The organism is Alloalcanivorax sp. C16-1 (genome assembly GCF_046507805.1).
In the GTDB taxonomy this organism is placed as follows: Bacteria; Pseudomonadota; Gammaproteobacteria; order Pseudomonadales; family Alcanivoracaceae; genus Alloalcanivorax.
In genome coordinates this window covers 33,603-54,581 of record NZ_JBKFTK010000007.1, presented here as the reverse complement: position 1 = coordinate 54,581, position 20,979 = coordinate 33,603, and the positions used below count along the sequence as shown (strand labels likewise).

Here is a 20,979-nt window from a genome sequence, read left to right as displayed (position 1 = left end):
CTCCCCCCGCCTGGCTGGAGGCCAAAATGACACCCGGCAGGCGCGATGCAAGTAGGGTGAACAGGCCCTAATCGGCGCGGTCCGCCAGCCAGTCGGCGATCACCCGCCAGCATTGCGCCGGTGCCTTGCTGCCGGCGAACACCCCGGCATGGCCGCCCGGCGCCACTTCGAAGCGCTTCTCCCGGCTGCCCACCACTTTCAGAATCTCGCGGGCGGCGCGCACGCTGACGATGCGGTCGCTGGCGCCGCCGAACGCCAGCAGGTCCTGGGTCACATGGCCGAAATCCACCCGCCGTTCGCCGATGGTGACGCGGCCGCTGGCCAGGCTGTTGCCCAGGATCATCTTCTCGATCACCTCGCGCACCACCGCGCCGGGGTAGTCCACCATATCGTTGAACCACTGCCCCATGGTCATGTATTCGGTGACATAGTCGCGGTCGCCGATGTTGCGCACCAGGTCCATGTAGGACTGCACCAGCCCCGGCGGATTGGTGAGCTTGAAGCCCCAGGACAGCAGGTCGGCGGGAATGTGGAACAGCTTGCTGTCCAGCGGTTCCAGGCGGAACTGGAACCAGTCGTGGATCTTCATGGCGGGGATCGCCGCCAGGCTGAACACCTTGCCGAACGGCCCGCTCTTGTGGAAATTCACCGGGCTGGCGATGGTCGCCAGGCTGTTCACCGGCGCCTGGGGATGGCCGCCCAGATACAGCAGGCAAAGCAGCCCGCCCATGCAATAGCCGAGCAGATTGACCCGCTCGCTGCCACTGGCCCGGCGCACCGCGTCCACCGCGTCCGGCAGCCAGCGGTTCACGTAGGTGTCCAGGTCCAGCTCCCGGTTGGCCTGGGAGGGCTGACCCCAGTCGATCAGATAGACATCGTGGCCGCGCGCCATCAGGTAACGCACCATGGAGCGGTTCGGCATCAGGTCGAAGGTCCAGCAGCGGATCCCCAGGGCCGGCACCAGGATCAGCGGCACCCGGTGCTTGTCGCGGCGCACCGGCACCGGTTCCTCGCCCAGCGCGATATGTTCCATGGGTGGCAGGCTGTAGTGACGCACCGCCATGATGCCGTCGCGGTGGATCACCTCCCAGGGGGTCTTGTCGGTCTGGATAAAGCGTTGCGGGTGCCGGCGCCGCTCCACGATGTGACCGAGGGCGCGGGCGGATCGTCTCAGGGACGGTCTCAGGGACGGGCGTGAAGCCATGCATCCTCGCCAATTGAACGTGTACGGAATTGAAGGTGTACAGACAAGGCGGTAATCTTGCCGTGCCCGCAATAACGGAGCATTGGCCGCCGTGACGGATTCCAAGATCCCCTACACCCGAATGGACGTTTGCAACCGCTCCCTGGAGACGGTAAAGCATTCCCGCAACCTGGGCATGGAAGTGCTCAGTGCCGAGGAGGAGGGCGTGCGCGTGCGGCTGCCCTGGCGCGAGGACCTGGTCGGCAACCCGGACACCGGGGTGCTGCACGGCGGCGCCATCTTCGCGATGATGGACCAGGCCGGCGGCATGGCCAACAGTTGCCGGCTGTACCCCAACTTCGAGATCACGCCGACCATCGACTTCCGGGTCGACCATCTGCACGCGCCCACGCCGGGCAAGGCGGTGGTGTGCCACGCCACCTGCTACCGGCTCACCGAGCACGTCACCTTCGTGCGGCTCACCACCTGGGAAGAGGGCAAGGAAGACGGCGAGCCGGTGGCCACCGCCCTGGCCACCTACACACGCATGAAAATCGACAAGAACGGCCGGGTGGTGTCCTGATGACGGAAAGTCTCAAAGCGCTGATCGAGGCCTGCCGGCAGGGCAAGGCCGATTACCAGGACCTGATGGACCGGGTGCCCTATGCCCGGTTCCTGGGCATCGAGCTGCGGGTGCAGGGGGAGGAGCTCACCTTTATCCTGCCCAAGAATCCGGAGAACATCGGCAACCCCACGCTGCCGGCCCTGCACGGCGGCGCCGTGGCCGGGTTCATGGAACAGGCGGCGATCATCTTCATCCTGCTGGAGATGGGCGAGCCCAGGGTGCCCAAGACCATCGATTTCACCATCGACTACCTGCGCGCCGGTCTGTTCCGGGACACCTTCGCCGAATGCCGCATCACCCGCCTGGGCCGGCGCATCGCCAATGTGCACATCAGCGCCTGGCAGAAGCGCCGGGAAGAGCCGATCACCATCGCCCGGGCCCACTTTCTGCTCTCCGAAGAGAACAACTGACTTCGAGAAAGTCGTTTAACTTTAATCTTCAAATTATTGATTTAAGGGCTTAAGAGGCCCGCTCAGGAGAAAGCCGTGCCGCGCCCGCTGACCCCCACGCTCGCCCCGGGCCTCACCCAGGCTCTGCTGCTGGGCGCGGTGGGCGTCACCGCCCTGGGCCAGACTCTGGTGTTCATCCTGCTGCCCTCCCTGGGCCGCGCCGCCGGGCTGGCGGAGGTGCAGGTGGGGCTGATCATCAGCTGCTCGTCCCTGGCGTTCGCCCTGGCCAGCCCGATCTGGGGCTATCTGAGCGAGCTGCGCGGCCGCCGCCCGGTCCTGATCATCGGCCTCAGCGGCTATGCCCTGGGCACCCTGGTGTTCGGGATTATTTTCCATCTCGGGCTCAATCAGGTGCTGCTCGGCGGCAGCCTGCTGACCCTGCTGGTGGTGGCGCGCATGGCCCAGGCGCTGATCATGGCCGCCACGCCGCCGTCGGCGGCGGCCTACACCGCCGATATCACCACCCCGGAGGCCCGCACCCGGGGCATGGCCCGCATCGGCGCCGCCAACAATCTGGGCACGGTGCTGGGGCCCGGCGTGGGCGGCATGCTGGCCGCCGTGTCCCTGGTGCTGCCGCTCTATCTGGTGGCGGGCCTGGTCGGCCTGATGGCGCTCACCGTGCTGTTCTTTCTGCCACCGTCGCCGTACCGGGGCCAGCCCGCGGACCAGCGGGTGAGGGCGGTGCTGGCCACCGGCCTGCGCGCCTACGGCGACCGCCGCTTCCGCGATCTGCTGATCACCGGCGTGGTGCTGTTTATGTGCCTGGCGCTGATCCAGCAGACCCTGGGCTTTCTGTTCCAGGACGCGTTGCACATGAGCCCGGCGGAGGCCGCCGGCGCCCTCGGCACCACCATGATGGCGGCGGCGGTGACCTCGCTGCTGGGGCAGTTGCTGGTGGTGCAGTGGCTGCGCGCGCCGGCCCTGGTGCTGCTGGCGGTGGCGGTGCCGGCCATCGGCGTGGGCGCCGGGCTGCTGTGGGTGTTCGACAACCGCATCGGCATGACCGCGGCGGTGATGCTGGTGGGCCTGGGCATCGGCTTCGGCATGCCGGCGATCATGGCCCTGGCCAGCCTGCGGGTTTCCAGTGAGGAACAAGGGCGGGTGGCCGGCCTGGCCAGTGCCTGTCCGTCCCTGGGGTTCGTGTTGGGGCCGCTGGTGGGGACCAGTCTGTACGCCGTGGACCACCGGTTTCCTTACATGCTGGTGGTGGCGTTGATGATTCCGCTGGCGGTGTTGGTGTGGCGGTTGCGGGGGAAGAAGAGGGAAGTGGAGGGGTGATCGGAACCGCCCCGGGGTGGGGCGGCTCCCGCGCCATTTAACCCTCGTACGGAATCAACGTCAGTTCCACGCGACGGTTCTGCTGGCGGCCGTTGGCGGTGCCGTTGTCGGCCACCGGCTGGGTCTCGCCGAAGCCCACCGTGTCGATGCGCACGGGCTGCACGCCGTAGCCCTGCAGCACCTGGGCCACGGCCTGGGCGCGCTGCTGGGAGAGCAGCAGGTTGTAGCGGTCGCCACCGGTGCTGTCGGTGTGACCGGCCACCTGGATCATGGTGGATTTGTACTCTTTCAGCACCTCGGACACGGAATCCAGCACCGGGCGGAAGTTGCCCTGTACCTCGGTGGAGTCGGTGGCGAAGGTGATGTTGCCGGGCATGTTCAGGATGATGCGGTCGCCGTTGCGGGTCACGGACACCCCGGTCCCTTCCAGCTTCTGACGCAGCTTGGCTTCCTGCACGTCCATGTAATAGCCCACGCCACCGCCGGCGATGGCGCCGATACCGGCCCCGGCCAGGGCCCGTTCCTTACGCTGCTTGGCGCTGTCGGAGGTGGCGATGCCGATCAACGCACCGCTGACCGCGCCGATGGCGGCGCCGGTGCCGGCCTTCGAGGTCTGCTTCTCACCGGTGTACGGATTGATGGTGCTGCAGCCGGCCAGCGTCACTGCCCCCGCCAGCATCAGACTTCCCGCAAGACGTTTCATTGTTGCTCCTTATATTCATTCGGGTGCGTTCGCCTCACCTTAGCCCAGCGAACGACGGAAACCATAGTGAGCCGGTAAAAATCGGTAAAGTCGCGTACCAGTGAATAGCGACCGGCGTCACGATGTCGTGACGGAATCCTGGCCTGTCCCAAATGGTCCAGTCTTGTCCGTCAGGGCCAGTGAAAGGTGCGGCGGCGCCGGCTACCATGCCCGGGTTCATGCATTAATAACTCACGGGGAGAACGGACCATGCGCCGCTGGAACGGCTGGGGCGACAGCGCCAACGATTATCCGCTGAAACCGGCCGGGGTGGCCTTTTTGCAACGGGCCCTGGGGCCGGGCCGGCCGCTGCCGGACGCCAGTCTGGAGTCGGTGCTGGCGCGGGTGCCGGCCAGCCGGTTGGCGCCCCATCCGCTGATCGACGCCGACGCGGAGACCCGCCTGCGCCACGCCCGGGGCCAGAGCCTGGGCGACTGGCTGGCGATGCGCTCCGGGGACTTTCGGGTGTTTCCCGATGGCGTGGCGTTTCCGGAAAACGGCGACCAGGTGCGCGCGCTGCTGGACTGGTGCCAGGCCGAGGGGGTGCGGCTGATTCCCTATGGCGGCGGCACCTCGGTGGCCGGCCACATCAACCCGCCCGCCGGGGAGCGGCCGGTGCTGACCCTGAGTCTGGCGAGGATGAACCGCCTGCTGGACCTGGATGAGGAAAGCCGGCTGGCCACCTTCGGCGCCGGCACCCCGGGCCCGGAGGTGGAGCGCCAGCTGGCGGAGCGCGGTTACCGGCTCGGCCATTATCCCCAGTCCTGGGAACTCTCCACCCTGGGCGGTTGGGTGGCGAGCCGTTCCAGCGGCCAGCAGTCCCTGGCCTATGGCCGCATCGAGCAGCTGTTCGCCGGCGGCCGGGTGGAAACCCCCCGGGGCCCCCTGGAACTGCCGACCATCCCGGCGTCCTCCGCCGGCCCGGACCTGCGCGAGCTGGTGATGGGCTCGGAAGGGCGCCTGGGGGTGATCACCGAGGTCAAGGTGCGGGTCAGCGCCGCGCCCCGGGACGAACAGTTCCATGTGGCCTTCATGCCGGACTGGCCCAGCGCCGTGGCCCTGGCCCGGCGGCTGGTGCAGGAGCGCGTGCCGCTGTCCATGGTGCGCGTCTCCAACCCGGAGGAAACCCGCACCCAGCTGACCCTGGCCGGCCACGAGCGGCTGGTGGCGGCGCTGCACCGTTATCTGGCCTGGCGCGGCCAGCCCCTGGACGGCAAATGCATGGTCACCTTCGGCGTCACCGGCGACCGGCGCCATTGCCGCCATGCGCTGGCCGAGGCGCGCCGCTATCTGCGCGCCGCCGGCGGCGTCACCACCGGGCGCGCCCTGGGCCGCAAATGGCAGGAAGCGCGCTTCCGCTCGCCTTACCTGCGTCACGGCCTGTGGGAGCAGGGCTACGCGGTGGACACCCTGGAGACCTGCGTGGACTGGGCACGGGTGCCGCAAACCGTGGCCGCCATCGAACAGGCCCTGCGCGACCACGCCGGCGAGGGCGAGCGGGCCCACGTTTTCACGCATCTGTCGCATTTGTATGCGCAGGGTTCCAGTATCTATACCACCTATGTGTTCCGTTGCTCGGACGATTACGAAACCACCCGGCAACGCTGGTGGGCGATGAAAAGCGCCGCCAGCGATGCCATCGTGGAGCACGGTGGCACCATCAGCCATCAGCACGGGGTGGGGCGCGACCACGCCCCCTGGCTGGAACACGAGAAGGGCGCGCAGGGCCTGGCGGCGCTGCACGGCCTGTTCACACATTTCGACCCGCAAGGGCGGCTCAATCCGGGTTGCCTGCTGGAGGACTGACACATGCTGGGACAGCGCCCGACACTGGCCTCGCTGGCCGAACGGGAATGGGATCTGATCGTGGTGGGCGGTGGCATCACCGGCGCCGGCGTGCTGCTGGAAGCGGCCCGCCAGGGCCACAAGGTGCTGTTGCTGGAGCAGCAGGACTTCGCCTGGGGCACCTCCAGCCGCTCCTCGAAGATGGTGCACGGCGGCCTGCGCTACATCGCCCAGGGTGATGTGCGCCTGACCCGTGACGCCCTGCGCGAGCGCGAGCGTCTGCTGCGCGACCTGCCCGGTCTGGTGGAGCGCGCCACCTATCTGTTCCCGCTGCGCAAGGGCAAATTCCCCGGTCGCTGGCCGATGACCGCGGTGCTGTCGCTGTACGACTTTCTGGCCGGCATCCGCGATCACCGCTTCGTGTCCCGCCGGGAGCTGCTGTCCCGGGTGCCGGGTCTGGACGCCACCGGCCTGAGCGGCGCCATGAGCTACACCGACGCGCTCACCGACGACTGCCGGCTGGTGATTCGCTGTCTGCTGGAGGCGGCCCGGTTGGGCGGCGAGAGCCTGAACTACGCCCGCGCCACCGCCAGCCGCCGGGACGGTGACCGCACCCGGCTCACCGTGGAGGACGGGGTCAGCGGCGAGCAGGTCGAGCTGAGCGCCCCGGTGGTGATCAACGCCACCGGCGCCTGGGCGAACCGCCTGGGCGGCGCCGGCGCGGAGGCCGCGCCGCGCATCCGGCCGCTGCGCGGCAGCCATCTGTTCGTGGATCCGGCGCGGCTGCCGGTGGACGACTGCCTGACGGTGATGCACCCCCGCGACGGCCGCCCGGTGTTCGTGTTCCCCTGGGAAGGGGTCACCTGCGTGGGCACCACCGACCTGGACCACGGCGACGACCTGGACCTGGAGGCCAGCGCCAGCGCCGGCGAGGTGGACTACCTGCTGGAGCTGATCAACAGCCAGTTCCCCGCCGCCGGCCTGAGCCGCGACGACGTGCTTTCCACCATGGCCGGGGTGCGCCCGGTGATCGCCTCCGGCAAACCCGCCGCCGCCGGCAAGGCGCCGTCCAAGGAACGCCGCGATCACGCCGTCTGGCAGGGCGACGGCCTGGTCACCGTGAGCGGCGGCAAGCTCACCACCTTCCGGCTGATCGCCCTGGACGCGCTGGCCGCCGCCGGCCTGCTGGACGCCCGCGCCGCCCGCCGGGCCCGGCGCAGCAACGCGCCCTTGTTCCGGCCGTTGCCGGAGGCGCCGCTGCAGGTGGACCAGTTCCTGCACGGCAACCAGGACGACGACGCCTTGATCCGCTGGGTCCTGGAGAACGAGGCGGTGGTGCACCTGGACGACCTGCTGCTGCGGCGCACCCGCCTGGGCCTGCTGCGCCGCGACGGCGGCGAAGCCCTGGCGCCGCGCCTGCGGGCGCTGACCGGCGAGATCCTGGGCTGGGACGAGGGCCGTTGGGAGCAGGAATGGCAGCGCTACCGGACCCTCCGTGAGCGTTTTTACGGCGTGCCGCCGGCGGAGCGGGCAGCGGCATGAGCGGCGCCGCCACCGCGCCGGCCGGGCCGCTGCTGCTGGCCCTGGATCAGGGCACGCAAAGTGCCCGGGCCATGCTGTTCGACGCCCACGGCGAGCTGGTGGCCCGTTATCAGCAGCCGATCCAGCCCTACCGCGACGGCGGCCCCGGCGAGGCGGAACAGGACGCGGACTATTTCTGGGAACAACTGGCCGGCGCCTGCCAGGGCCTGTGGCGCGACCACGGCGCCCTGCGCCAGCGGGTGGCGGCGGTGGCGCTGACCACCCAGCGCGCCTCGGTGGTGTGCCTGGATGAAAACATGCGGCCGTTGCGGCCGGCGGTGATCTGGCTGGACCAGCGCCGCACCGCCGACTACCCGAGACTGCCGGTGTACTGGCGCTGGCCGGTGGCGGCGCTGGGGCAGGGCGAAACCCTGCGCCAGTTCCAGTCCAAGGCGGAGTGCAACTGGCTGGCGGTGGAGGAGCCGGAGGTATGGGCACGCACCCGCTGGTTCCTGCTGCTGTCCGGTTACCTGAGCTGGCGCCTGTGCGGCGAACGCCGGGACTGCACCGCCAGCCAGGTGGGTTATCTGCCGTTCGATTACAAGAAGCAGGCCTGGGCCGCCGCCGGCGACATGAAGTGGCACGCTCTGCGGGTGCGCCGCGAGCAACTGCCGGAACTGGTGCCCCCGGGGCAACCGCTGGGACAAATCAGCGAAGCGGCGGCCGCCGCCACCGGCATTCCCGCCGGCCTGCCGCTGATCGCCTGCGGCGCCGACAAGGCCTGCGAGGTGCTCGGCGCCGGCGCCTTCGCGCCGGACACCGGCCACATCAGCTACGGCACCACCGCCACTTTCAACACCTGCAATGCCCGTTTCGTGGAACCGATTCCGTTCGTGCCCGCCTACGGCGCCGCCGCGCCGGGCCGCTACAACTCCGAGATCATCGTGCAGCGCGGCTATTGGATGGTGAACTGGTTCAAGCGCCAGTTCGCCGCCGAGGAAGTGCGCGAGGCGGAGCGGCTGGGCGTGCCGGCGGAGCAGCTGTTCGAAAAACTGCTGGAAGCGTCGCCGCCCGGGGCCCTGGGGCTGACCCTGCAGCCGTTCTGGAACCCGGGGGTGCGCATTCCCGGGCCGGAGGCGAAAGGCGCCATCATCGGCTTCGGCGACGTGCACACCCGGGCCCATCTGTACCGGGCCATCATCGAGGGCATCGCCTATGCCCTGCGCGAGGGCCGGGAACGGCTGGAAAAGCGCAACCGCGCGCCGATCCGGCGGCTGCTGGTGTCCGGCGGCGGCTCCCAGAGCGACGCGGTGATGCAGATCACCGCCGACCTGTTCGGCCTGCCGGCGGTGCGCCCGCACACCTTCGAGACCTCCGGCCTGGGCGCCGCCATCAACGCCGCCGTGGGCGCCGGCCTGTACCCGGACCATGGCGCGGCGGTGGCGGCCATGACCCGTCCCGGCGACGCCTTCCAGCCGCGCCCGGCGCCGGCGGCGCTGTATGACCGCCTGTACCGGCGGGTGTATCGGCGGCTCTATCCAAGGCTGGCGCCGCTGTACCGGTCGATCCGCCAGATCACCGGCTACCCGGGTCGCGCCTGAGCCGGCCGCGCCTGACCGGACCGCACCGCCGCCGCGCGGTGCTACACTGGCGGTCCGCGATCACCGGGAGGCCACCATGCACGTCACCGATCTGGCCCGGCGGGCCGACACCACCGCCGAAACCGTCCGTCATTACACCGAGCTGGGGCTGCTGCGCCCGGACCGCGATCCGGCCAACGGCTATCGCCGCTACGGCGGCGACGACCTGCGCCGGCTGCGCTTCGCGCTGAAGGCGCGGGGGCTGGGGTTCACCCTGGGGGATGTGCGGGCCCTGATCGAGGAATCGGAAAGTGGCGCCACGCCGTGCCCGAGGGTGCGGGCCCTGATCGAAACGCGCCTTCAGGAAGTGGAGGCGCGCATCCAGGAACTGCGCGGCCTCAGCGATCGCATGCAGGCCGCCGTGGCGGCCTGGGAAAACGCCCCGGACTGTCGTCTGGAAGACGGCCGCGTGTGCGGCCTGATCGACTCGTTCAACGCCGGTCGCGGCTGAAGCGGACCGCGCCGCTTCTTACTTCTCCGCTTTCTCCACCTTCTCCGTCTGTTCTTCCTTGATCAGACCGATCACCGACCAGCCGGGCTTGGGTTCCGGCTGGGTCTCGGCGGTGAACACGTGCACCCGGTCGCGGGGGTCGATGGCGAACAGCGGCATCACCTGCCGGTCCTCCACCTTCAGATAGGCGTCGAAGCTGAACTCGTCGGTAATCCGCGTGCGGCGGATCTCCGCGCCCTGGCTGATCAGGCTGGCCAGCCGCGCGTAGCTGGCCTCGCTGCTGAACAGGGTGGCACCCCGGTGCTGGGCGGCCACTTCGTGCTTGTCTTCCTTCTCGCTGACCCAGGGCAGGCTGTAGACGTTGGCCTCGCCGAACTCCAGCCGGTAGCGCATGGTGGCCATGGTGTTCAGCTCCCGGCGCGGGCTCAGGCCCAGCAGCTTGCCGTAGCCGACCAGATCCAGATGCTGGTCCGCGTGGCTGGACACCGGGTTGCCGTAGAAGGTGCCCAGGCCCTCCATGCGCGCGGCGCGGATGCTCTCCCAACTGGAATCGATCAGGATCACCGGGAAATTGTTTTCGTGCAGGGCTTCGCCCACCGCCCGCGCCACCGGGTTGGCGCCGATGATCAGGAAGCCGCGCGGGCCCGGTTCCGCCACCTTGAGCAGCCGCGCCAGGGGCCGGGCGGTGACGCTCTGCAGCGCCACCGTGCCGATGATCACCATGAAGGTCAGCGGCACCAGCAGCTCGGCGCCTTCCACGCCGTTTTCCTGCAGCCGCTGGGCGAACAGGGCGGACACCGCCGCCGCCACGATGCCGCGCGGGGCGATCCAGGCCAGCAGCGCCTTTTCCCGCCAGTTAAGGCTGCTGCCCAGGGTCGACACCCACACCGACAGCGGCCGCGCCACCAGTTGGATGATGGCCAGCACCAGCAGCGCGGTGGCGCCCAGGCTCAGCAGCTGGTCCATCTCCAGGCGCGCGGCCAGCACGATGAACAGCACCGAGATCAGCATCACCGACAGGTTTTCCTTGAAGTGCAGGATGTCGTCGGTGCGCACGCCCTTGCGGTTGGCCAGCACGATACCGGCCACCGTCACCGCCACCAGCCCGGACTCCTCGCTGAGCCCGTTGGAGAGCACGAAGGAGCCGATCACCATGGACAGCACCAGGAAGCTGCGCAGGTATTCCGGCACCAGTTGCCGGGACAGCAGGAAGCTGAGGATAAAGGCCACCACGGCGCCGATCACGGTGCCCACGGCGATCGCCTGGAAGAACAGCCACAGGCCGTGCAGCAGGGCGCCTTGCTGGCCGGTGGCCACCACCAGCTCATAGGCCAGTACCGCGAGAATGGCGCCGAGCGGGTCGATGACGATGCCTTCCCAGCGCAGCAGCCGCGCCACGTTGGCCTTGGGCCGCACGCTGCGCAGCAGCGGCACGATCACGGTGGGGCCGGTGACCACCACCAGGGCGCCGAACAGCAGCGCCAGGCCCAGCGGCAGATCCAGCAGCCCCCAGGCGGACAGGGTCACCACGCCCCAGGTGACCAGGGCACCCCAGGTGACTAAACGGCGCACGGTCTTTTCCAGACCGCGGATTTCATCGAAGCGCAGGGTGAGGGCGCCCTCGAACAGAATAATCGACACCGCCAGGGACACCCCCGGCAGTAAAAGATCCCCGAACAGATCGCGGGGTTGAATCAGTCCGGTCACCGAGCCGAGCAGCAAACCGGAAATCAACAACGGCAGAATCGCCGGCAGCTTGATCCGCCATGAGGCCCACTGGCACAGAAAGGCCACCACGGTGATCACGGCAAGCTGAAAAGGGACGGAAAGTTCCATGGGCTTCCTTGTCTCGAGGGTGCGGCTATGGTCCCAGCGAATCCGATAAGCCGCAAGAAGTATGAGCGGGCGCGTCGGGAACCGTGCGTCGGGCCATTCTTGTCGCGCGTCCCGCGCCGCCAAATGTTACCCTTGCGCGCTTCCTCTTCGTGTTTCCCGGAATCTTTTTCATGCCGACGATTTCCCCGCTGCGCCTGGCCATTCTGCTGGGTGGGCTGGTGGCCCTCGGGCCGCTGGCCATCGACACCTATTTGCCGGCGCTGCCGACCATGGCCGAGGACTTCGGCGTGGCGGTGCACCGGGTGGAGCTGTCGGTGAGCTTCTATGTGATCGGGGTGGCCGCCGGCCAGTGGCTGGGCGGGCCCCTGTCCGACCACTTCGGCCGCAAGCCGGTGGCCTACGTGGGGCTGGCGGTGTTCCTGCTGGCCAGCCTGGCGATCAGCGTCTGCACCAGCGTTGGCCAGCTTTACCTGCTGCGCGTGGTGCAGGCCCTGGGTGGCGGCGCCACGGTGGTGATCGCGGCGGCCTCGGTGCGGGATCACTTCAACGGCCGCGAGGCGGCCCGGGTGCTGACCTCGGTGGGGCTGGTGCTGCTGATCGCGCCGTTGCTGGCGCCGGCCATCGGCGCGGCGCTGCTGAAGCTGTCCGGCTGGCCGAGCATCTTCGTGATGCTGGCCGCCTACGCGGTGGTGGTCGGGCTGATTCTGCGTTTCGGGCTGCCCACGGTGGCGCCCCAGGTGGCGGAGGAGCCCCTGCGCCATCGCATGTTCGCCGCCTACGGACGGGTGCTGCGCCAGCGCAAGGCGATGGGGTTCATCCTTGCCAACGGCCTGGTGTTCTCGGCCATGTTCACCTTTATCACCGACGCCGCCTTTCTCTATATCGAATATTTCGACGTGGGCGAAACCGCTTTCCCGCTCTATTTCGGCGCCAATGTGGTGATGATGCTGGCGCTTAACCGGCTTAACGTGCTGCTGCTGCGCCGCTTCGAAAGCGTCACCATTCTCGGCGTGGCGGTGCTGATCCAGTGTCTGTCCGCGGCGGCGCTGCTGGCGCTGACCCTGGCCGGCGAACTGGCGCTGTGGAACACGGTGCCGCTGATCATGCTGGTGGCCGGCATGGCGGCCCTGGCGATTCCCAACGCCCTGGCCAGTTTCCTGGCCTATTTCGAACGCGACAGCGGCGCCGCCACCGGGCTCAACGGCTGCCTGCAGTTTCTGCTCGCCGGCCTGATCGGCACCGGTCTCGGCATCATCCACAACGGCACGCCGCTGCCGATGACCGCCCTGATGGCGGGCAGCGCCCTGGCGGCGCTGCTGTCGTTCCGCCTGATCGCCGGCGAGCGCATCGCCAACCGGTTTTGACCACCGGATCGCGACTGAAGTCGCTCCTACAGGGAATCGTAGGAGCGACTTCAGTCGCGATGCCCACGATCAGCCGGCCAGCCGCGCCAGCGGCGCGTCCTGGCCACGGGGGCGCAGCGCCTCCAGCGCCAGCAGCGGCAGCACCACCACCCAGGGCAGCAGGATCCACGCCGACAGCGGCAGGTCGCCGTCGAACAGCTTGATGCCCAGCGGCACCAGCGCCGCCAGATGCAGCAGGTGGGCGAACAGGGCGGCACCGCCGAGCAGCAGCAACTGCTCCAGCACCGCCACCCGGCGCAGCAGGCGGTTGCGCGCCCCCAGCACTCGCAGCAGGGCCTCGTCCCGTCGCCGCTGCTGGCCACCGGCCAGCCAGGCGGCGGCCATCACCAGAATACTGGCGGCCAGCAGCAACACCGCCAGGGCCAGGGCGGCGCGGCTGGCCTGGTCGATCAGTCCCTGGGCCTGATCGAGCAGGGCGTTGACGTCCAGCAGGGTGATCTGCGGGAACTGGCGGATCAGATCCGGCAGCTCCCCGGTGCGGTTGCCCGGCAAATAAAAGCTGGTCAGCCAATAGCGGCTCTGGCCGTCCAGGGTGCCGGGGCTGAACATGAAATAGAAATTCGGCTCGAAGCTCTCCCAATCCACCTCACGCAGCCCCACCACGGTGGCCTCCAGGTCTCCGGTCTGGCCGGTGAAGGTGAGGGTGTCGCCCACGGCGAGCCCCAGGGATTCGGCCAGCTCCGACTCCACCGATACCTCGCCGGCGGCGTCGCCGACCCAGCGGCCGTCCAGGGTGCGGTTGCTGTCCGGCAGCGTGTCCGCCTCGGTGAGCGACAGGTCCCGGTTCAGGGCCCGCTGCCCCCGGTCGTCCTCGTCGTCTTCCTTGGTCACCGCCTCGCGCACCGGCTCGTCGTTGATCCGGGTGAGCCGGCCGCGCACCACCGGGTAGTAGCCGGGCACCCGGGCGTCGTGCCGGTCCAGCCAGTCCCGGAAGGCGTCCAGATCCTGATCGAACAGATTGAGCACGAAGTAATTGGGGGCATTCTCCGGCAGCCGGTCCCGCCAATCGGCCAGCAGCTGCTGGCCCACCTGGGTGGCCAGGGACATGATCGACAGGGCCAGCACCATGGCGGCCAGCATCGGCAGGGTGGTGAGCGGGCGCCGGGACAACCGGCGCAGCGCCAACCGGGCCGGCAGGGGCCAGCGCTGGCCGGCGCGGTCCGCCAGCCGCAACGGGCCCCACAGCAACAGTGGCAGGCCCACCGCCACCGCCACCATCAGCGCCAGCAACTGGCCCAGATCGGTGAGCGAGCCGGACAGCATCATCGCCACCAGCACCGGCGCCGCCAGGGCGCCGACCAGATTGAGGCCGGCCCGGGCGGAGGGCGCCTGGGGCCGGTCGCCGAGAATGTCCCGGGCCGGCAGGTGGGCCAGTCGCCACAGCCGGGGCAGGGCGAAGCCCGCCCAGATCACCACCGGCGCCAGCCCCAGCAGCAGCCAGGTGTGCCAGGGCGGTTGCCAGGCCAGCGCCTCGCCGAGCCACCGGCGCAGCAGCGTAAACGCCAGCGCCGCCAGGCCCAGGCCCAGCAGCAGCGACGGCAGCAGGGCCAGCAGCTCGCGGCCCAGCACCTGGCCGAGAATACGGCGGCGGCTGGCGCCGAAGGTTTTCATCACCGCGCAGCGGCCGGCCTGTTCGGCGCCGCGTACGCCGGCGGCCAGATAGACCGCGCCGCCGCATAGCAGCACCACCATCATTACCGCCAGTTGCCCCCACAGGGTGAGTTGGCGCAGCGGGCCCATGGAGCGCAGACCGGCGTCCTCGCGGGTGTCGATTTCCTGATTCACCGCCAGGGTCGGGCGCAGCGCCTCCGCCACCTCGGTGAGCTGGTCGCCGGGGGCGGCGATGCGCAGTTCATGGCGCACCCGGGTGCCCGGGCCGAGGATGCCGGTGGAAGCCACGTCGGCCAGGTTCATCATCAGGCGCGGGTTCATGCTGTAGAAGCCGGCGCCCTGATCCGGCTCGCGCACCAGCACCTTGCTTACCAGCAACGCCCGGTCGCCGACGGTGATGAATTCGCCCAGGTTCTGGTCCAGCCGGTCCAGGGCGGTGCCGGCCAGCCACACTTCACCGGCGGGCGGGCCCCGGTCCACCGCCACCGGGTCGCCGAAGCGCCGGTCGCTGACCCGCAGCTGGCCGAACAGGGGGTAGCCGTCGTCCACCGCCTTGACGCTCACCAGCACGAAGGTGTCGTCGCGCACCAGTACCGTGGTGAAGCGGCTGATGGCCGCCTGGGGCCGGTCGCCGAGCAGCGCGATCTGCTGCTCGCTGGCGGGCTGGCTGCCTTCCAGAATCAGATCGCCGCCGATGGCTTCGGCGGTGCGGTTGGCGAAACGGTGCTCCAGTTCGCCACGCAGCAACACCACCGCGGCGATGGCCAGGGACGCCACCAGCAGGGCCAGGGCCTGAATACGGAAGGCACCGGAGCGCCAGGGTCGCAGCATAAGCCGGGGATCAGGCATTCAGGCGGCCCTCCACCAGCTCGTGGTGATGGGCGCAGTGGGCGGCCAGGGCCGGGTCGTGGGTCACCAGCACCAGGGCGGTGCCGTGGTCCCGGTTGAGATCGAACAGCAGATTGGCCACCTGATCCCCATTGGCCCGGTCCAGGCTGCCGGTGGGTTCGTCGGCGAACAGCAGGTCCGGTTCCACCGCGAAGGCGCGGGCCAGGGCCACCCGTTGCTGTTCGCCGCCGGACAGCTGCGCCGGGAAATGCCGCTCCCGGTGCCCCAGGCCGACCCGCTCCAGCCAGTGACGGGCCCGTTCCCGGGCGCGGTCGGCGCCGGCGATCTCCAGCGGCAACTGGACATTTTCCAGGGCATTCAGGTCGGCGACCAGATGGAACGCCTGGAACACGAAGCTGCAATAGCGCCCGCGCAGGGCGGCGCGGCCGTCCTCGTCCAGGGCGCTGAACGGCTCGCCGCGCAACCGCACTTCGCCGCCGCTGGGCACGTCCAGGCCGGCGAGCAGACCCAATAACGTGGATTTTCCGGAACCGGACGGCCCGGTGATGGCCAAACTGTCACCGGGGTTCAACGTCAGGTGGATATCATCGAGGAGGGTCAGCGTGCCTTCCGGGGCGGGAACCGTTTTGCTAAGTTGACGAGCGTCGAGAACCGGAGTGGAAGCCATATGTGGGGACGCCTGCTGATCGTATTGTGTTTGATTGTGCCCGCCGCCGTGCGCGCCGAAGGCGTGCTGGTGCTGGGTGACAGCATCAGCGCGGCCTATGGCATCGACGAGTCGGAGGGGTGGGTACAGCTTCTCCGACAGCGACTGGAGACGCAATGTTCCGGCCTGCCGGTGGTCAACGCCTCGGTGAGCGGTGACACCAGCGACGGCGGCCGGGTGCGTCTGCCCGCGCTGCTGGAGCGCCACCGGCCCGACACCGTGGTGATCGAACTGGGCGGCAACGACGGCCTGCGCGGTCTGCCGCCGCAGCGGCTGGCGGACAATCTGGGCACCATGATACGGCTCAGCCGTGAAGCCGGCGCCGAGCCGGTGCTGCTGGGCATGCGCATTCCGCCCAATTATGGCCGCGCCTACACCGAGCGTTTCGAGCAGGCGTTCCGCGACGCCGCCGACCAGGGCGAGGTGCCGCTGTTGCCGTTCCTGCTGGACGGGGTGGTGGAAGCCGGCCAGTTGCAGGACGACGGCATCCATCCCACCGTGGCCGCCCAGCCGACCCTGTTCGACAACGCCTGGCCGGTGATCGAACCGGCGCTGCCGGCGAGCTGCCGCTGACCCCCACGGAGACCCGCCATGATGGACTTGCACGCGCCCCATGAGGACATTCTGACGTTCTGGTTCGGTGAGGAACGGGATGAAAACGGCTGGCCGCCGGCGGGAATCACCCGTGGCTGGTTCAAGAGCAGCCCGGCCCGGGATGCCGACATCGAAGCGCGCTTCGGCGAGCGGGTGGAGGCGGCGCTGGCCCGCGAGCTGGTGGATTGGGAACGCCAGGCCGGTTCGCGGCTGGCGTTGATCCTGCTGCTGGATCAGTTTACCCGCAATATCTTCCGCGGCGAGGCGCGCGCCTTCGCTGGCGACCACCGTGCCGCCACCCTGTGTCTGGAGGGCCTGTCCACTGGCCAGGACCGGCGCCTGGACTGGCCCGGCCAGGTGTTCTTCTGCATGCCGTTGATGCACGCCGAGGACGAGGACCTGCAGAACCGGGCGGTGCGCTGCTATCAGGATCTGCGCGAGCGGGTGCCGGCGGCGCTGCGCCCGAGCATTGAAGAGAACGTGCGTTTCGCCGAGGAGCACCGGGATGTGATCCGCCGGTTCGGACGTTTTCCCCACCGCAACCAGGCGCTGGGGCGGGAAAGCAGCGCCGAGGAGCTCACCTTTCTGGAAACCGCGAAACGCTACGGGCAGTAGCCCGACCGCCGTTTCGCGGCTGAGGCGGCTCCGCTTCAGCCGCGCCCTTCGTGGGGCTCCAGCGCATCCAGGGCGGCCAGCAGCCGCTGGCGCAGGGCCGCCTCCAGAGGGGCCTCGGCGGGCCGCTCCTCCACCAGCTTGAGGGCTTCTTCAAGGGGGGCATGGCCGGCGGATTTCATCGCCCGGGGCAGCTGCTCAAGCTGCCAGGCCAGCCGTTCCTGGCGGGCGTGCTCCGGCGTTTCCACGCCGGCCAGGGCTTCCAGGGCCACCGCCCGGCCGCTGTCTTCAGCGCTGTCATCGGCGCCGCCCTCCGGGGCGTCCGCCAGCCGTTGCCGGGCGTCCCGCCAGCGGCGCCAGCGCGGCAGTTCGGCGCGCAACTGCCGCAGCCGGTCCCGCAGCTGCTGGTGGCGGCGTTGCTGGCCCCGGTCCAGGGCGCCGGTGACCAGCGCCTCCAGGGCACCGGCGCGCTCCGCCAGGTCGCCGTCATTTTGTTCCGCCAGTGGGCGCTCCAGATGCTGTTCGCATTCGGCCAGCACCGCGCTGGCCCGTTCCTGCTCGGCGCGGCGCTCCTCGTCGCGGGCCTGGCTGGCCGCCTGGCGGGCGCCGAACAGGGCGTCCATCAGGCCGCGGAAGGTTTTCTGATAAGCACGATGGCGGGCCGGCGGCAGCCAGGCGGCGGCGCGCCAGCGGGTTTGCAGGTCGCGGGCCTGGCGGGCGGCGCCGTGCACGTCGTCCTGTTCGGTGAGCGCACGGGCTTCGTCGATCATGCCCTGGCGCTGCTGCTCGGCGTGCTGCCAGGCCTGGTCCAGCCGTTCGTCGATCTCGGTGAGCAGGGCGGAGAAACGCTTTTGCACGTCGCGGGCGTCGGTGAAGCGCACCGGCGCCAGCTCTTTCCATTCCCGGGGCGCGCGCCGGCGGATTTCCCAGACCGCTTGCCAATCCGCCCTGGCCCAGTTTTCGCCGGCCACGAAATCCGCCAGCTGGGCACACAGGGCGCGGCGCTTCTCCAGGTTCTCCGCCCGCTGGGCGTCGAGTTCCCGGAAGTGGGCGCGGCAGGGTTCATAGGCCCGGTCCGATGCCGCCTTGAAGCGGTCCCAGAGGGCCTGGTCCTGGCCCTGGTCGGAACTCATCAGGGCGCGCCATTCGTCGTGCAGGGCCTGGATGGCGCTGGCCCGTTCTTCCGGGTCCATGTCGACCGCCACCAGTGCCTCCATGCGCTCGCACAGGGCCTCTTTCTTCGGCTGGGCGGCGAAGGCGTGCCAATCACGCAGTTCCTCGCGCCGTTCGGTGTGGCGCTCCAACTGGCGCGCCAGCCAGGGGTCGTCCTCGTCGGCGAGCGCCGCCTCGGCCTTCAGCCACAGCCGGTTGGCGTGTTTCAGATTGCCGCGCTCCAGTTCCCGGCGCAGCGCCACCACCAGGCCCCGGTGGCGGCTGGTGGGGGTTTTTTCCGAGCGGCGCGGCGCCGCTTCGGCGGCGGCCGGCGGCGGGTCCGGCTCGGCGGCCAGACCGATCAGGGAAGAGGGCGGCGGCACCCGGGACGGCCACTGCTCGGCCAATTCCTGGCGCGCTTCCGGCGCTTGCTCCTCGCGGGCGGTCTCGGCCAGGGCGATCAGGCGGCGCCATTCGTCCAGCTGGGAGCGGAACGCCAGCTCCTGGTCGTCGTCGCCGGGGGCCTCTTCCGCCGCCGCCTGCCAGCGGCGCTCCTGGGTGGCCACCGCGGAACGCAGCTCGCCGAGTTGCTGGTCCCAGGTGTCGCTGGTCAGGTCGCGCAGCAGCGTGCGCAGGGTATCCAGGGCGGCCTGGCGCTCGGCCACGGCGGCTTCATGGAGGGCCGCCGCCCGTTCTTCCCGGTGGCGGGCCTCGATCCGTTCGTGACAGCTGGCCAGAGCCCGCTCGGCGCGGCCCCGCTGGTCGGCGCTGGCCTCCTCGGCCAGGGCCCGCCAGCGCTGTTCCAGTTGACCCAGACGGGCGTCGAACAACGGGTCGGCGCTGCGTCCGGCCAGCTGCTCCAGGGCGCTCAGGGTCTGATCCCGCTCCTGGTCCCGGTGTTGCCGGTCGGCGGCGGTTTTCTGATGGTCCTTGAGCCGCTCCCGGGCCAGCCGCACCACTTTCTTGTCGCGGCCGTCGCGGCCCAGTTGGCGGAGCAGGGCGTCGTCGTCCAGGCGTTCGGCGGCGGCCAGGCGCAGGGCCGCGTCCTGGCCGTGGACGGCCAGTTCATAAAGGCCTTGCGCATCGCCGATGGCGGCCAGGGCCGCCTGGCGGCTGTCCGGATCCGGACTGTGCCGTGCCACATGCTGGAGCACCCGGGGGTTGTCGGTGTGGGCGATCAGCCGCTGGCGGGTGGCCGCGTCCGGGCCGCCGTCGACCTGGCCGGCGAGCAGCGCCATGATCCGTTGCGAGGCGGCTTCGCGCACCTCGGCGTCGCCGTCGTCGCGGATCAGCCGGTCGAGCACCGCCAGGTCCAGCAGGGCGCCGGCGGCCACCGCCCGCACCCGGGGGCTGTCGTCGTGGTCGGCCAGGGCCGTCAGGGTGTCACCGTCGCGGCTCGGGTCGAGAGCGGCGGCGGCGTCCGCGCGCACGGCGGCGTCGCGGTGGCGCCACCGCGGCTTGAAAAGGTTGCGTAGTGCCATGTCACCCCTGTTATGGCGTTTGTTGTGGGAACGGCCGGACGGCGCTCCGCTTCAGCCGTGATGGCACCGTCGGTGCATCGCGGCTGAAGCGGCTCCTACTATAGGCAATTTCGCCCTCAGGCGGAAAGGCGTGACTGGATCAGGGCGTCTTTTTCCGCCCAGATTTCGCTGATCCAGCCCTGGATACGGGCGCGGAATTCCGGGTCGTTCTCATAGTCGCCGTCCGCGGCCCAGTCCGGGATCGGGCGCTGATGCACGATCACCTGGACCTCGTCCATGGCGCCGCCCAGGAAGCCGAGCAGGGAGCGGGTGGTGTTCGGCGGGTAAACGATGGTGAAATCCAGCAGCTTGTGCAGCTGGCCGCCCATCGCCTTGAGAGTGAAGGCGGCGCCGCCGGCCTTGGGCTTGAGCAGGTGCAGGTAGGGCGAGTCCTGCTCGTCGTGCTTGGCACGGGTGAAGCGGGTGCCTTCGAAGAAGTTCATCACCGACACCGGGAAATGGGCGTACTTGGCGCAGGCGCGGCGGGTGGTCTCCATGTCCTTGCCCTTGAGCTCCGGGTGCTTCTCCAGCTGGGCCCGGGTGTAGCGCTTCATGAACGGAAAATCCAGCGCCCACCAGGCCAGCCCCAGCAGTGGCACCCAGATCAATTGCTGCTTGAGGAAGAACTTCAGCGACGGCACCCGCCGGTTGGTGACCTTCTGCAGCACCAGGATGTCCGCCCAGGACTGGTGGTTGGAGGTGACCAGGTACCACTCCCGGCGGGCCAGGCCTTCCATGCCTTCCACCCGCCAGCGCACGCCGCTGGTCAGGCTGATGATGGCGTTGTTCACCGCCATCCAGGTTTCCGCGATCACCACCAGCACCCGTGCCAGGGCCACCTGCACCGGATGGAAGGGCAGGGCCAGCCGCAACAGGGCGAACAGATACAGGGGCCCGATCATCAGCAGGGTGTTGAGGGTAATGCCCACCAGGGCCAGGATGCCGCGCAGTTTTATTATCGGAGTCATGATCTACCGGTAAAGTCCTCGAAACAGCGGCGC

Annotated in this window: 17 protein-coding genes; 10 read left to right on the top strand and 7 right to left on the bottom strand. The window is 69.6% G+C overall.

Going from position 1 to position 20,979, the window contains the following annotated elements:
• Positions 1-67 precede the first annotated feature (67 nt).
• Positions 68-1,204 (bottom strand): alpha/beta fold hydrolase, encoded by a 1,137-nt coding sequence (locus ACLD0W_RS17045; RefSeq protein WP_410308653.1) that lies wholly within the window; start codon positions 1,202-1,204, stop codon positions 68-70.
• Positions 1,205-1,295: 91 nt separating this feature from the next.
• On the opposite strand from ACLD0W_RS17045, the gene ACLD0W_RS17040 reads away from it, so the two are divergent.
• The 3 genes from ACLD0W_RS17040 to ACLD0W_RS17030 all read left to right on the top strand — a co-directional run bounded on the left by ACLD0W_RS17040 (position 1,296) and on the right by ACLD0W_RS17030 (position 3,535).
• Positions 1,296-1,766, top strand: coding sequence for a PaaI family thioesterase (locus tag ACLD0W_RS17040; RefSeq protein WP_410308652.1), 471 nt, complete (start codon positions 1,296-1,298; stop codon positions 1,764-1,766).
• Complete coding sequence (locus ACLD0W_RS17035; protein WP_410308651.1) at positions 1,766-2,218, top strand: PaaI family thioesterase; 453 nt, start codon at positions 1,766-1,768, stop codon at positions 2,216-2,218. The genes ACLD0W_RS17040 and ACLD0W_RS17035 overlap by 1 nt, the downstream gene beginning before the upstream one ends.
• Before the next feature lie 75 nt (positions 2,219-2,293).
• Complete coding sequence (locus ACLD0W_RS17030; RefSeq protein ID WP_410308650.1) at positions 2,294-3,535, top strand: MFS transporter; 1,242 nt, start codon at positions 2,294-2,296, stop codon at positions 3,533-3,535.
• 37 nt (positions 3,536-3,572) lie between these two features.
• Here the strand turns inward: ACLD0W_RS17030 and ACLD0W_RS17025 are convergent, their stop codons facing one another.
• The gene (locus ACLD0W_RS17025; protein ID WP_410308649.1) at positions 3,573-4,238 is read right to left on the bottom strand and encodes an OmpA family protein; all 666 of its coding nucleotides are present in this window, start codon (positions 4,236-4,238) and stop codon (positions 3,573-3,575) included.
• Positions 4,239-4,487: 249 nt separating this feature from the next.
• Between ACLD0W_RS17025 and ACLD0W_RS17020 the strand changes: the two genes are divergently transcribed.
• From ACLD0W_RS17020 to ACLD0W_RS17005, 4 genes are all read left to right on the top strand, one after another.
• Positions 4,488-6,083 (top strand): FAD-binding oxidoreductase, encoded by a 1,596-nt coding sequence (locus tag ACLD0W_RS17020; RefSeq protein WP_410308648.1) that lies wholly within the window; start codon positions 4,488-4,490, stop codon positions 6,081-6,083.
• Positions 6,084-6,086: 3 nt separating this feature from the next.
• The gene (locus ACLD0W_RS17015) at positions 6,087-7,604 is read left to right on the top strand and encodes an FAD-dependent oxidoreductase (RefSeq protein ID WP_410308647.1); all 1,518 of its coding nucleotides are present in this window, start codon (positions 6,087-6,089) and stop codon (positions 7,602-7,604) included.
• Positions 7,601-9,184: an FGGY-family carbohydrate kinase gene (locus ACLD0W_RS17010; protein WP_410308646.1), complete on the top strand. Its 1,584-nt coding sequence runs from the start codon at positions 7,601-7,603 to the stop codon at positions 9,182-9,184. The genes ACLD0W_RS17015 and ACLD0W_RS17010 overlap by 4 nt, the downstream gene beginning before the upstream one ends.
• Positions 9,185-9,260: 76 nt before the next feature.
• Positions 9,261-9,674: a MerR family DNA-binding protein gene (locus tag ACLD0W_RS17005; protein WP_410308645.1), complete on the top strand. Its 414-nt coding sequence runs from the start codon at positions 9,261-9,263 to the stop codon at positions 9,672-9,674.
• Between the two features lie 18 nt (positions 9,675-9,692).
• On the opposite strand, the gene ACLD0W_RS17000 is transcribed toward ACLD0W_RS17005, so the two are convergent.
• Positions 9,693-11,510, bottom strand: a complete 1,818-nt coding sequence (locus tag ACLD0W_RS17000; protein ID WP_410308644.1) for a cation:proton antiporter — start codon at positions 11,508-11,510, stop codon at positions 9,693-9,695.
• Between the two features lie 170 nt (positions 11,511-11,680).
• On the opposite strand from ACLD0W_RS17000, the gene ACLD0W_RS16995 reads away from it, so the two are divergent.
• Positions 11,681-12,874 carry a multidrug effflux MFS transporter gene (locus ACLD0W_RS16995; protein ID WP_410308643.1) on the top strand — a complete coding sequence of 398 codons (1,194 nt, stop codon included), beginning with the start codon at positions 11,681-11,683 and terminating at the stop codon, positions 12,872-12,874.
• Between the two features lie 69 nt (positions 12,875-12,943).
• Here ACLD0W_RS16995 and ACLD0W_RS16990 read toward each other — a convergent pair whose 3' ends face one another.
• Complete coding sequence (locus ACLD0W_RS16990) at positions 12,944-15,394, bottom strand: ABC transporter permease (RefSeq protein WP_410308642.1); 2,451 nt, start codon at positions 15,392-15,394, stop codon at positions 12,944-12,946.
• Positions 15,387-16,061, bottom strand: coding sequence for an ABC transporter ATP-binding protein (locus tag ACLD0W_RS16985; protein WP_410308641.1), 675 nt, complete (start codon positions 16,059-16,061; stop codon positions 15,387-15,389). The genes ACLD0W_RS16990 and ACLD0W_RS16985 overlap by 8 nt, the downstream gene beginning before the upstream one ends.
• On the opposite strand from ACLD0W_RS16985, the gene ACLD0W_RS16980 reads away from it, so the two are divergent.
• Positions 16,062-16,673, top strand: coding sequence for an arylesterase (locus tag ACLD0W_RS16980; RefSeq protein WP_410308640.1), 612 nt, complete (start codon positions 16,062-16,064; stop codon positions 16,671-16,673). It abuts the gene before it with no gap.
• 18 nt (positions 16,674-16,691) lie between these two features.
• On the top strand, positions 16,692-17,309 hold the full coding sequence (locus ACLD0W_RS16975; RefSeq protein WP_410308639.1) for a DUF924 family protein: 618 nt from the start codon (positions 16,692-16,694) through the stop codon (positions 17,307-17,309).
• A 35-nt stretch (positions 17,310-17,344) separates the two neighbouring features.
• On the opposite strand, the gene ACLD0W_RS16970 is transcribed toward ACLD0W_RS16975, so the two are convergent.
• The gene (locus ACLD0W_RS16970) at positions 17,345-19,939 is read right to left on the bottom strand and encodes a DUF349 domain-containing protein (RefSeq protein ID WP_410308638.1); all 2,595 of its coding nucleotides are present in this window, start codon (positions 19,937-19,939) and stop codon (positions 17,345-17,347) included.
• Positions 19,940-20,055: 116 nt separating this feature from the next.
• Positions 20,056-20,946, bottom strand: coding sequence for an acyltransferase (locus ACLD0W_RS16965; RefSeq protein ID WP_410308637.1), 891 nt, complete (start codon positions 20,944-20,946; stop codon positions 20,056-20,058).
• Positions 20,947-20,979: the final 33 nt, after the last annotated feature.